The 12,880-nt window shown below is 69.0% G+C and carries 9 protein-coding genes; 4 read left to right on the plus strand and 5 right to left on the minus strand.

Going from position 1 to position 12,880, the window contains the following annotated elements; all coding sequences use genetic code 11:
- On the plus strand, window positions 1-3,456 hold a 3,456-nt coding region (locus AB0B85_RS00610), incomplete at its 5' end, for a tetratricopeptide repeat protein (protein ID WP_357401987.1).
- 5 nt (window positions 3,457-3,461) lie between these two features.
- On the opposite strand, the gene AB0B85_RS00615 is transcribed toward AB0B85_RS00610, so the two are convergent.
- On the minus strand, window positions 3,462-5,777 hold the full coding sequence (locus AB0B85_RS00615) for an LLM class flavin-dependent oxidoreductase (RefSeq protein ID WP_357401989.1): 2,316 nt from the start codon (window positions 5,775-5,777) through the stop codon (window positions 3,462-3,464).
- Between the two features lie 173 nt (window positions 5,778-5,950).
- Here AB0B85_RS00615 and AB0B85_RS00620 point away from each other — a divergent pair, with 173 nt between their 5' ends.
- The 3 genes from AB0B85_RS00620 to AB0B85_RS00630 all read left to right on the plus strand — a co-directional run bounded on the left by AB0B85_RS00620 (window position 5,951) and on the right by AB0B85_RS00630 (window position 7,772).
- A complete protein-coding gene (locus AB0B85_RS00620) occupies window positions 5,951-6,397 on the plus strand; it encodes a hypothetical protein (RefSeq protein ID WP_357401991.1) in 447 nt (148 codons plus the stop codon).
- A 49-nt stretch (window positions 6,398-6,446) separates the two neighbouring features.
- Entirely contained in the window at window positions 6,447-6,644 is a 198-nt protein-coding gene (locus tag AB0B85_RS00625; protein WP_357401993.1) for a hypothetical protein, read from the plus strand.
- 198 nt (window positions 6,645-6,842) lie between these two features.
- Window positions 6,843-7,772 carry a hypothetical protein gene (locus AB0B85_RS00630; protein WP_357401995.1) on the plus strand — a complete coding sequence of 310 codons (930 nt, stop codon included), beginning with the start codon at window positions 6,843-6,845 and terminating at the stop codon, window positions 7,770-7,772.
- Between the two features lie 55 nt (window positions 7,773-7,827).
- On the opposite strand, the gene AB0B85_RS00635 is transcribed toward AB0B85_RS00630, so the two are convergent.
- The 4 genes from AB0B85_RS00635 to AB0B85_RS00650 form a co-directional block, all read right to left on the minus strand.
- Window positions 7,828-9,555, minus strand: coding sequence for an IlvD/Edd family dehydratase (locus AB0B85_RS00635; protein WP_357401997.1), 1,728 nt, complete (start codon window positions 9,553-9,555; stop codon window positions 7,828-7,830).
- Between the two features lie 64 nt (window positions 9,556-9,619).
- Window positions 9,620-10,504, minus strand: coding sequence for a carbohydrate ABC transporter permease (locus AB0B85_RS00640; protein ID WP_357401999.1), 885 nt, complete (start codon window positions 10,502-10,504; stop codon window positions 9,620-9,622).
- Window positions 10,504-11,445: a sugar ABC transporter permease gene (locus AB0B85_RS00645; protein WP_357402001.1), complete on the minus strand. Its 942-nt coding sequence runs from the start codon at window positions 11,443-11,445 to the stop codon at window positions 10,504-10,506. The genes AB0B85_RS00640 and AB0B85_RS00645 overlap by 1 nt, the downstream gene beginning before the upstream one ends.
- A gap of 78 nt (window positions 11,446-11,523) precedes the next feature.
- Window positions 11,524-12,864 carry an extracellular solute-binding protein gene (locus tag AB0B85_RS00650; RefSeq protein ID WP_357402003.1) on the minus strand — a complete coding sequence of 447 codons (1,341 nt, stop codon included), beginning with the start codon at window positions 12,862-12,864 and terminating at the stop codon, window positions 11,524-11,526.
- Window positions 12,865-12,880: the final 16 nt, after the last annotated feature.

The following is a 12,880-nucleotide window of genomic DNA, read 5'->3' on the forward strand; positions in this document are numbered from 1 at the left end:
GCCGCCCGACAGGCGATCGAGGCACGGCCCGACTCACCCGACCTGCGCCTCCAACTGGCCTACGTCCACGACGACAAGCACGACCACGAACAAGCCTTCACCGCTGTCGAGCAGGCCCTCACCATCGACCCACACCACGAATGGGCACTCGCCCAGCGCATCACCGAACTGCGCCAACTACGACGCTTCGACGACGCGGAACAGGCCGCCCGACAGGCGATCGAGGCACGGCCCGACTCACCCGACCTGCGCCTCCAACTGGCCTACGTCCACGACGACAAGCACGACCACGAACAAGCCCTCACCGCTGTCGAGCAGGCCCTCACCATCAACCCACACCACGAATGGGCACTCGCCCAGCGCATCACCGAACTGCGCCGACTACGCCGCTTCGACGACGCGGAACAGGCCGCCCGACAGGCGATCGAGAACCGGGCCGACTCACCCGACCTGCGCCTCCAACTGGCCTACGTCCACGACGACAAGCACGACTATGAGCAGGCCCTGACGGCTGTCGAGCAGGCCCTCACCATCGACCCACACCACGAATGGGCACTCGCCTGGCGCATCACCGAACTGCGCCAACTACGCCGCTTCGACGACGCGGAACGGGCCGCCCGACAGGCAATGGAGGCACGGCCGGATTCACCCCAGCCGTACCTCGAACTCGCCCACCTGCACGACGACCGTTACGACCACCAACGAGCGCTCGAGGCGATCGAACAGGCCCTCACCATCAACCCAGACCACGAATGGGCGCGCATCTGGCACATCGTCGGACTACGGCGACTACGACGCCTGGACGAAGCCGAAGATGCCATCCGACTGGCAATCGAGAAAAGACCCGACTCACCTGACCTGTACCTCCAGCGGGGCCTCCTGCATGACAGTCGCTACGACTATGAGCAGGCCCTGACGGCTGTCGAGCGGGCCCTCACCATCGACCCACACCACGAAGCGGCCCTCGCCTGGCGCATCACCGAACTGCGCCAGCTCCGGCGCTTCGACGAGGCCGAGCAGGCCGTACGGCAGATGATTGAGACAATTCCCGGCTCATCCCGGCCGTACCTCGAACTCGGCTACCTGCACGACGAGCGGCACGACCACCGACGAGCGCTCGAGGCGTTCGAACGGGCCCGCTCCATCGACCCCGACCGCGAACAGGCACTCACCTGGCGCATCGTCGAACTACGGCGACTACGACGCCTTGACGAAGCCGAAGACGCCGCCCGGCAGGCGATCGAGACGCGGCCCGACTCACCCGACCCGCACCTTCAACTGGCCTACCTGCACGACGACCGGCACGACAGTGAACAAGCCCTCGTCGCTGTCGAGCAGGCCCTCACCATCGACCCACTGCATGAATGGGCCCTGGCCCAGCGCATCGTCCAACTACGCCAGCTACGGCGCCTCGACCAGGCGGAGGAGGCAGCACGCCTGGCGATCGACGCGCGACCCGACTCGGTGGTCCTACGTCTGGAGTTGGCGAGGGTCGCCGAGGACCGTGGTGACCTCGAAGCTGCGCGTGCGGCCGTACAGACCGCTCTCGACCTCGACCCGCGGGACGACTCGGCACAGGCGGCGTGGATCCGCGTGTTGCGGCTGTCGCGTGATCTCGCGGGTGCGGTGACGGCAGCCCAAAGGTCGGCGGTGGCACGTCCGGACAGCGTCGAGGTGCTCATCGAGCTGGGAAACGCACATGCTGACAAGTACGACGACCAGCGGGCTCTTGCCGCATTCGACAGCGCGTTCGCTATCGATCCCGGCCATGTTCAGGTCGTCGAGCGTCGGGTGGCGACGCTCCAGCGGCTCCAGCGACACGTCGACGCCGAGCGGTGCGCTCGGGCCGCGGTGGCACTGCGCCCAGAATCCGAGTCGTTGCACATCTGCCTGGGACAGATCTTCGAGGAGCGGCTGCAGGCGCGGGAGGCCCTCGCCTGTTATGAGGCCGCCGCGCGGTGCAACCCGCACAACCCTCGTAGTCTGGTGGGCAGGTCAGCGGCTCTGCGCACCTTGCACAGCTACGCAGAGGCGGACGGACTGATTTCGCCGCTGGCGCGTGAGAAGCCGCACCTACGCGCTCTGACGGAGGAGCTGGCGTGGATCCAGCACGACTCGGAACGGCTCGCTGAGGCGCGGGCGACCTTCACCCGGCTGGAGCGCGCGGCACTGTCGGACGGAGAACGGGCCGCGTCGGTCGCGGGACTCGGCTGGGTCGACTTCACCTGCGGCGACTACGTGTCAGCCGAAGACCACTTCCGTCGATCGGTCGAGCTGATGCCGCATGACCGCGAGTATCGGCTGGCCCGAGCCTGGGCGCTGGTCCGGCAGGACGAACGTCGCCAGTGGGAGGAGGCCGAGCAGCTCTGCCTCGCGGCGCTCGCCGAGCATCAGGATGCGGCAGTCCTTGTGTGCCTGGGCGTGATCGACTATCGGCTCGGCCGGTTGCCGGCTGCGGAATATCACCTGGGAAAGGCGCTGAAGGTCGACCCCTACAAGGGCAGCCATACCGACCTCGCGTCGCTGTACACACAGTTGGGCCGGTACGAGGAGGCCGAGGCACACCTGAACGTCGCGATCACGCAGGATCCGTACGCCACTTCCGCACAGGTCGAGCTGGGGCACCTGCGGCTGCTCACGGATCAGCCGCAGGAGGCCGTCCGCCTGTTTCGGGGCGTTCTGCGAGTGGACCCGTCGGTGCAGGTAGCGGCACTCGGATTGGCCGAGGCGTTTACCGCACTGGGCCGATCGCGTGAGGCGGAGGACGTGTTGCGAGAAGGGCTACGGACGGCCGCCGTACCGTGGCGGCTGCACCTGGCCCTGGCCCGGCTGCTGTTCCATCAGGCCGACGCGACGCAGAACGACGATGTCTTCGCCGAGGCGTACGCCGAAGCGGTTGAGGCGATCGCAGCCGCTCCTGCCGGCGAGGCCGACCCCTACTACGTTGCCGCGGTGTGTCAGGTACGGCTGGGTGGAACAGCGACGGTGGGTGCCCTGGGCGATGCTCCCGCCCGTCGCGTCGCACTGCGACACCTACGTCGCTGTCTGAGCGTCGAGCGCGAACATGTGGATGCGCAACGGCTGGTGCAGTTGCTCGAACGCGAGAGAGGAGCCGCCCGCACCGCGGCGCTCGGCACGGCCACCATCGCGACAGTGGCGTTGGGCCTGCTGGCGGTGATGTGGACCGCGTTCTTCGTGTCGGACCGCGTCACCACCGTCATGATCACCACCATCACGCCCGTCCTGGTCGGGCTCGTCGCCGTCGCCGTGCTCCTGCCGTCGCTCATCCGTCTGAAGCTGCCCGGCTTCGAAGCCGACCTCCAGGCAGGGTTGGGTCAGATCACTGCGGGTCCCACCGGCGAGGTGGTCATCCGACCGGGCAATCTCGCTATCAGCACGGGTCCGGTGGGCTACGCGCCGAACCAGCGACGATCGGAGGACCACCGTCGAAGGTGACGCGCTCACCCCGCGTCGTCGTCGCGGGAATCCGCTCCCTCGTCGTCGGTGTCGCTCGCCGGCGGGATGGGGAAGTTTCGGTTGAAGACGTTTGTCGGGTCGTAGGTGGCCTTGATGGCGCGCAGCCGGCTGAGGGTGGGCTCGGGCCAGGCGTCCGACAGTCGCGCCGGATCGGTGTCGCTCTCGAAGCTGAGGTACAGACCGTCCAGCTGCGGATACAGCTCGGCCCACAGCTCGTCGAGCTGGGCTCTGCGCTCCGGCACGGTAGCGGCGATCACGGAGAAGTTCTGCGTCCGGTGCGGGTAGGCGGTCGCGTCGGCGGCGACGTCGTTGACGGCCGCGCCGACGGATCGGAACTGCATGATCATCACCTGACCGGACGCCATCATCGTCGCCGCGAGATCCGCCGCCTGCGGCGTGATGTGGTGCAAGAGTCCGCTGCGGGTGTCGTTGAGGCCCTGACCCCGATGCTTGTTTCCGGACGGTGCGACGATCGCCGGATAGGGCACCAACTGCGCCTGCGTGTCGAGAATCGGGCCGATCTCCAGGAACGGGCTCAGGGCGGACTGGGCCGCCTCGACGTCGTCACCGGCGTACACCAGGGTGACCTGGGCCACCGGCGGGTTACCCCGTCGACCCGGGAAGAGGGACAGGAAGCTGGTCAGATCCCGCGGTGCGTCCTCGACGAGTTGGCCCCAGCGGTGCAGCAGGGGCGCGGTGTCTGTCGCGTCCACGACGAGGTGGGCGTAGACCACCTTGTCGACCTCGTACGCGTCCAACTCGATAGCGGTGACGACGCCGAAGTTGCCGCCGGCGCCACGAACGGCCCAGAACAGGTCGGGATGGTGCTCGGCGTCGACGCGGAGCAGGCGGCCATCGGCGGTCACGATCTCGACGGCGACGACGTGGTCGATGGTCAGGCCGTGCTTGCGCGCCAGATACCCGATGCCGGCGGTGGTGGCGAGGCCACCGACGCCCACATCACCGTAGTCGCCCGCGCTCATCGCGAGGCCGTACGGGGCGAGGGCCTGGGCCACCTGCCCCCACCGGGCGCCCGGCTCCAACCGGATCCGGCGGGTCGCCCGGTCGAGCACCTCGACCCTGTTCATCCTCGACATGTCGATGACGATTCCGCCGTCGTTCGTCGACCGGCCGCTGATGCCGTGCCCGCCACTGCGCACGGACAGGGGGACGTCCTGGGTCCGCGCGTACGACACGGCAGCGGCCACCTCGGCGGCGGTCTGCGGGCGGATCACCAGGGCCGGCGCCCCCGGCCAGCTGTAGCTGTGCCGCACATCCTCGTACTCCCGGTCGCCGGGTTGGACGGCCCGGGCGGCGAGCGATGCCGGCAGCGCCGCACGGTCCGGACCGGGGCGAGCGTCGGGCCGGGCGGCGAGCGCACCGGTCGGTCCGGTGTCCGAGCCGCTCGTCGCGCGCTCCTTGGCCACCGCCTCCCGCAGCGCCGGGGCGATCTCCTGCCCGAGGGTCTGGATCAGTCGCGGGTCGTCACGGCCGACCAGGAAGGTGCTGAACCCCTCCTCCACGACAAGCGGGAGGAGTTGCTCGACCCACTGTCGCGGTGGGCCCTGCAGGAAGCCACGACTGCGCGACGAGACGTCGACGGTGAACAGGTTGAGCAGCCGGCGGATCTGCCGTGGGTCGCGTCCTGCCGCGACCGCCGCCTCGTCGATCAGCCGGTTGGCCGTCACCCGGTCCGGGGAGCGCAGGTACTCGAGCGTCGGCAACCAGCCATTCGCCTGCTGACCTGTCAATGCCAGCATCTTCGGCTGGTAGGCGCCGAGCCAGATGTCGATGTCGTGTGCCGGCGCGGGACCGCGCCGCATGCCGGGGACCGGGTAGTAGGTCCCGTCGTGGCGCAGCGGGCCGGGTGCGGTCTCGTCCCACACCCCGCGCAGGACGTCGATCGCTTCGCGCAGCGCCTCGACGCCCTGCCCGGCCGTCAGCCGGCGGGCACCCATGCCCTCGACACCGTCCCAGAACGCGCCAGCACCGAGGCCCAGCTCGAACCGGCCGTGGGACAGCCGGTCCAGGCTCGCCGCAGCCCTGGCCAGAACGGCCGGCGGGCGCAGCGGGAGGCTGAGGACGTTTCCCGAGATCCGCAACCGTTCGGTACGGGCGGCGACCCAGCTCAGCAGGGTCCAGGTGTCGAGGTAGTCGGAGTTGTACGGGTGGTCCTGGAAGGTGGTCAGGTCCAGGCCGGCCGCCTCGGTCAGCTCGGCGAGCCGCACCACGTGATCCGGGTCCTGTGCGCTGGGCGTCAGGAACGTCCCGAACTGGATCTCGTGACCGTAATCAGCCATGACGTCAACATCTCCGTAGTCGTAGTGCCAACATACGATCTGTGAAACAGATCGTATGCACTACAACTCGATTGTTCACCCACGCATTCCGGGGCGGCGCGGGCCGGCCGCGGGTTGACGGGCTTCGCATGCTGGAACCAGCAGCCCGACTTGCCGAGCCCGGGAGATGAGCCATGCGAAAGCCGGTCAAGACCGCGGCCCTCCTCTTCGGGCTCGGCGTCGGTGTGTGCGTCGGGCCGTCTCTCGGTCCGGCCGCACTGTGGTCCGGAGTCGCGGTCGCCGCGCTCGGGGTCGGCCTCTCCCTGCTCGGCACGAGCGAGGCCGATCTGGTGGAAGCCGACCTGGTCGACCGCGTCGCCGCGAACGACGACACCGCGGTCGAGCGGCTGCGAGAGCTTTACCAACGACCCACGCTCAGCGGCTTGGGTCCTCGGGTCGAACAGATCCTCAGACTCGCCGAGGGGCAGGCCAAGGAGCACCGCGCCGAAGTGCAGCTCGAATGCGAGCAGATGCTGGCCGCCGCCCGACAGGAGGCGGAGACGATAGTGAGTCAGGCCCGCGACCGGGCCGCCGGGATCACCGGCAACACGCGGGAGCACGAATCCGGACCGAGCGCCTGAGGTCCCTCCCGTACCGCAGCGGTACGCGGTCAGGCCGTACGGTGGGGTGATGGTGCAGCGTGACGGGGGGAGGCCGGCGATGCGCTACCACCTGCTCGGGCCGGTCGAGGTGTGGTCTCCCGCGGGGGAACGGCTGGCCCTCGGCACGCCGATGCAGGTGCGGCTGTTGGCCGTGCTGCTGGTCGTCCGCTTCCGCCCCGGCCTGACGCACCGGGCGCCCTCCGGGCGAGTGTCGACAACGGCCTGACACCCGGGTCGGCGCCGAGGCTGAGGCCTCGCCGCTGACCCGGCCCCCGCCCGCCGCGGTCTCCGACACGGTCAGGTCAGCGCCCGTGACCGTAGCACCGGCGCTGGCCCCGGCGTCCCGAGCGACTCCCTCCGGCGAGGGAGCACCTCCCCTGTCGGCGGGGTTCGCCCGCGCCGGGACAGCGGAAGGATCGGACGCATGGCGACATCAATCGCTCGCAGGACGGGCCACTGCCTGACGTACGCGGTGCTCGGTTGGGCCGTGGCGTACGGGGGTGTGCGTCTGGCGTGGACCGTCGGCGAGACCCCGGAGTTCCGGCAGTTCGGGTCGGACCTGCTGGGGTTCACCGGCTGGTGGTCGGTGGCGTTGTGTCTGACCGCGGCCGCCCTGGCGGTTGCGCTGGACCGGATGCCGACATGGCGGCCGGTGCTCGCGGGGGTCGCCTGGGCGGTCACCGGGGCGCTGGTCGCCGCCGCCGCGATCCTGCTGCCGGAGCTTGTGGGTTTCCTGCTGTTCACGGTCGGCCCGCACTTCGAGCCGACGGCGTTCGCCAGCCGGCTGGGGTGCGTGACCGGAGCGGCTCTGCTCGCCCTGGCCACCGCCGGCTACCAGCGGCGCACCCGGGGCGACTGCCCGGACTGCTGCCGGACCATCCGACCCGGTCACCGACGCGTGGTCCCCGCACGGTGGGCGCGCTGGGCCGCGTACGTCGCGGTGGCCGGCCTCGTCGTGCGCTTCGCGGCCCAGGCCGCGGTGGGGCTCGGCAGCCTCGCCCAGGACGCCGCCGTGATCGGGCTGGAGGTCTGCCTGCTGCTGGCGGGGGTGCTGTTGCCGCTGGCGCTCGTGCACGGCTGGGGTGAGGTCTGGCCGGGCTGGGTGCCGCTGCTCGCCGGCCGCCCGGTCCCCCGCCTGCTGTTGCTGGTGCCCGGTTTCGGGCTCGGGGTGGGCATCGTGGCGTACTTCGGCATGGGGCTGGCGCAGTTGCTGTCCGGCTCGGTGAGCGAGTTCTCCGACGCGTTCCTCTGGGTGGCGATGTCGGCGTACTCCGTGCTGGGGCTCGGTCTGCTCGCGGCGTCAAGCGACTACCACCTGCGTACCCGCACCGCGTGTGCGGCCTGCGGACGGTGACGGGAGCCCCAGCCGCGCGCCGGGGCTCCCGCTTCTGCCCGGGTGTCCGTGCCGGTCAGTGTGAGTGCCGGGGTACGGCGCTGCCGCTGCCGCCGACGAGAAAGTCGAGGTCCGCGCCCTGGTCGGCCTGGAGCACGTGCTCGCTGTACAGGCGTGCCCAGCCCCGGTCGGCGGTCGGCGGTGCCGGTTGCCAGTCGGCGCGGCGTCTGGCGAGTGTCGCCTCGTCGACCAGGAGGTCCAGGCGTCGCGTCGGGACGTCGACCCGGATCAGGTCGCCGGTGCGCACAAGCGCGAGTGGGCCACCCACTGCGGCTTCCGGGGCGACGTGCAGGACGCAGGTGCCGTACCCGGTGCCGCTCATCCGGGCGTCGGAGATCCGCACCATGTCCGTGATGCCGGCGGCGAGCAGCCGTCGTGGCATGGGCACGTTGCCCACCTCCGGGAAGCCGGGATAGCCGCGTGGACCGGCGTTGCGGACCACGATCACCGTGTCCGGGGTGACGTCGAGGTCCGGGTCGTCGGCGGCGACGACGTAGTCCTCGATCCGGTCGAAGACGAGCGCCGGCCCGGTGTGCCGGAGCAGGTCCGCGGAGGCGGCGGAGACCTTCAGCACGGCACCGGACGGCGCGAGCGACCCGCGGAGCACCACGGTGCCCGAGCCGGCGGGCTGGAACGGCTCCGCCATGGTGCCGATGACCTCACGGTTCCAGCACTGCACGCCGCTGATGTTGTCGGCGACGCTCTGGCCGCTGACAGTGACGTGGTCCAGGTGGAGCAGGGCGGCGATCTCGTTCATCACCGCCGGAACGCCCCCGGCGTAGGCGAAGTCCTCCATCAGGTACGCCCCGGACGGCATCAGGTTGACAAGCATGGGCACGTCGGCGGTGAGGGTGTCGAAGTCCTCGAGGGACAGCGGCACGCCGAGGCGTCCGGCGATCGCCAGCAGGTGCACGACGGCGTTCGTGGAACCGCCGATCGCGGCGTTGACCCGGATGGCATTCTCGAACGCCTCGCGCGTCAGCACGGTGGACAGCCGCTGGTCCTGCCCGACCATCGCGACGATCCGACGGCCGGCGGCCTGGGCGAGCGCGTACCTGCGGGAGTCGACAGCGGGCACGGCGGCGGCACCCGGCAGTTGCACGCCCAGCGCCTCGGTCACGCAGGCCATCGTGGAAGCGGTGCCCATGGTCATGCAGTGGCCCCGGCTGCGGGACATGCCGACCTCCGCCTCCGCGCAGTCGGCCGCTGTCATCCGGCCGGCGCGCTGCTCCTCGGTGAAGCGCCAGACGACGGTGCCCGAGCCGATGTCCTGGCCCCGGAACTTGCCGTTGAGCATCGGACCACCGGTGATCATCAGAGTGGGCAGGTCGACGCTCGCCGCGCCCATCAGCAGGCCGGGGGTGGTCTTGTCACAGCCGGACAGCAGCACCACCCCGTCGAGCGGGTTGGCGCGGACCGACTCCTCCAACTCCATGGCCAGCAGGTTGCGGTAGAGCATCGTCGTGGGCCGCATCAGGGGCTCACCCAGGCTCATGGCGGGGAACTCCAGCGGCAGGCCGCCGCTCTCCCACACGCCCCGCTTCACCGACTCGGCCAGGTCCCGCAGATGGGCGTTGCAGGGGGTCAGCTCCGACCAGGTGGTGGCGATGCCGATCACCGGGCGACCGTCGAAGACGTCGTCGGCGAAACCCTGGTTGCGCATCCAGGACCGGTGGATGAAACCGTTGCGGCCCTCCGCACCGAACCACTGCCCGCTGCGCAGCGGACGATCCGTCGTCGACATCAGCACACCTCTCCGTCATCCGTGCGGCCGCGTGGGTGCGCGGCGATCAAGGGGTGGTACCTACCTACCGGAGGCCGCCGACGGACAACCCGCCGCGCCAGTGTCGTTGCAGGCTGAAGAACGCGATGATCAGTGGGATCACGGACACCAGCGAGCCCAGGATGATCAGGCTCCACAGCGAGGTGCCGCCCGAGTTGTTCGCCGACGCGATGCCCTGCCAGAGGCCGAGGCCGACGGTCACCGGGAAGAGCCGGTTGTCGGAGAGCATGGCCAACGGCAGGAAGTAGTTGTTCCAGGACGCCACCGCGGACAGCAGCAGCACGGTGACCACCGCGGGGCGCATCATCGGCAGGGCGATCTGGACGAAGGTGCGCAGCTCGCCAGCGCCGTCGACCCGGGCCGCGTCCAGCAGTTCGTCGGGCACGGCGTCGCGGGCGTACACGTGCATCAGGTAGACACCGAACGGGTTGAGCAGCGACGGGAGGATCACCGCCCAGACCGTGTTGGTCAGGCCCAGCCGGGCGAACATGATGAAGGTCGGGATGACCAGGGCGGTGGCGGGCACCATCAGCGCGCCGAGCACGACGGCGAAGCTGAAGCGCCGGGCGGCGAACCGGTACTTGGCGAAGCCGTAGCCGGCCATCACCGACAGCACCGTGGCGCCGACTCCGCCGGCTATCGCGTAGAGCGTGGAGTTGAGGATCCACCGCAGGTAGATGCCACCGTCGTAGGTGAAGAGCTGCCGGAGGTTACCGACGTAGTCGATCTGGTCGGAGAACCACAGGGTGTTGCCTCCGCCGAACAGTCCCGGCGCGTCCTTGGAACTGTTGACGATGACCCACCAGAACGGTACGAGGAAGTAGATCACCATGAAGCCGAGGAGGATCTGCAGCGGTAGATAGCGTTGCGGTCGGCGGGGCCCGGCGCTGACGCTTGTGCGGTTGGCCATCAGAGGAAGCTCCTCCGCTTGCGGGTGAGGAACAGGAACGCGTACACGCAGATGAACACGACGCCGCCGAGGGCGAACGAGATCGCCGATCCGTAGTTGAAGTTGGCGAGGGAGAACGCCTGCTGGTACGCGTACATGTTGGGGGTGAAGTCCGTCCCGATCGTGCCGGCGGCGAGATACCGCAGGATCTGCGGTTCGTTGAAGAACTGCAGGGTGCCGATGAGCGCGAAGACCAGGATGAGGATCAGCGCGGGTGCGATCAGCGGGATCTTGATCCGCGACGCGATCTGCCACCGCCCGGCGCCGTCCATCCGGGCGGCCTCGTAGAGCGTCGGGTCGACGCCCTGCAACGCCGCGTACAGGATGATCATGTAATAGCCGACCCACTGCCAGGTGACGACGTTGAGCAGGCCATAGAAGATCAGGTTGCTGCTCAGGAAGTCGGGTGCGGTGGCCCCGAACATCCCGAAGATGTCGGTGAGCGGGCCGAACCCCTTGCTGTAGAGGAATCCCCACATCACCGCCCCGATGACTGTCGGAATCGCGTAGGGCAGGAAGATCATGAGGCGGGAGAAGCGCGCGAACACTGACGTCACCGCGTCCAGGATGAGCGCCATCGCCAACGCGATGGCGATCTGCACCGGGATGGCGACGAGCGAGAACCGGATGACGAACCACACCCCGGACAGGAAACTCGGGTCGGTGAACGCCTTCACGTAGTTGTCGAAGAGGACGAAGCTGGTGCCGCCGATCAGCTTCTTCTGAAAGAGACTGAGATACAGCGCGTACCCCAGCGGCGCGATGAGGAACGCCAGGAAGACGGCCGCGAACGGCCCGACGAAGAACCATCCCATCAGGTGTTCGCGGAGGTGCACCTTGCCACGGATCTTGCGCGTCCCGGTGGGGGTACGCGGTGTGCGCTGCTCGGTCAGGAGTGTCATCTTTGCTCTCCGGGACGTGGACGCTGCGGGGTCGTGGGTGGGCCGGCCGTCGAGCGGCGGCACGGCCCACCCATTCGGTCACTGAACGGTGAAGCCCTGTTCCTTTGCGTACTTCGCCACGTCGTCCTGGAGTTTGTCGGCGGCCTGCGATCCGCTGATCGAGCCCTTGATGACCTCGCTGATCTGCTTGGTCATGGCGTCGAGGTAGTACTGACCGAAGGGGGCGTAGGCGACACCCTTGTAGGCTTCGGCGGCGGGCAGGTAGACCTCCTTGTTCGCCTGCTGGCCGTCGAAGAACGCCACCTTCAGGTCGACGAACGCCGGGTCCTTGAGTGCGGTGAGGTTCAGCGGGAAGATGATCTGGTTGGTCCAGCCGTCGGTGAGTGACTCCTTGTCGGCGTAGAGCCCGTAGGCGACCTTCGCCGCCAACTCCGGCTTCTTGGCCTGCTTGGTCACCGAGAACGCCGACCCGCCCCAGTTGACCTGCACCGGATTGTTCGCATCCCACTGCGGCAGCGGCGCCACCGCGAACTTGCCGGTGTCCTGTCCCTTACCGACGCCCGCGCCGGTGAGGTAGCCGGGCGCCCAGGCCGCCGAGATGTACGTCGCGTAGTTGCCGTTGATCACGCCGGAGATGTACTCCGGGGTGAACTGGTCCTGCGTACCGACAAGGCCCTTCTTGGCGAGGCCACCCCAGTAGTCGAGCACGTCCTTGGACGCCTGGTCGTTGAGCTTCACGCCGATCGACTTCGGCTGCGCCGGATCGAGGGTGAACGGCGAGGCGCCCTTCTGGATCTGCAGCGCCATCAGCACCGCCGGGACGTTCGCGCCGAGGTCCCCGAAGAGCGGGCCACCGGCGTCCTTCACCTTCTGCGCGGCCTGCTCGTACTCGGCCCAGGTCTTCGGAGGGGTGATCTTGTACTTGTCGAAGATGTCCTTGCGGTAGATCATGCCCATCGGGCCACCGTCGACCGGGACGCCGTAGACCGCGTCGCCCACCGACACGTCCTTCCAGGCGCCCTCGCCGTAGTTGGCCTTGACCGCGTCGTAGCCGTACTTCTTGATGTCGACGAGCGCGCCCTGGATCTGGAACGTCGGGATCCGGTCCGCCTCGACCATGATCACGTCGGGTGCGCCGGTGCCCGCCGAGATGGCCGTCTGGAACTTGTCGTACTCGTCACCGCCCTGCCCGACGTTGGTCCAGCAGACCTGCACGTCGTCGTGCAGCTTGTTGAAGTTGTCGACGACGAGCTGCGTGTTGGGGTACCAGCCCCACATCGTCACGACCGGCGCGTCCTTCTTGGTGATGGTGTTCGTGCAGTTGCTCGCGTCGCTTCCCCCCTCGTCGGAGGAACAGCCGACGAGCCCGGCCCCGGCCGCGAGCATGGTTACCGTGGCGAGTATTCGTTTCGTCTTCATTGACGTGCTTCCCTTC

It is taken from the genome of Micromonospora sp. NPDC049044, assembly GCF_040649215.1.
Lineage (GTDB): Bacteria > Actinomycetota > Actinomycetes > Mycobacteriales > Micromonosporaceae > Micromonospora.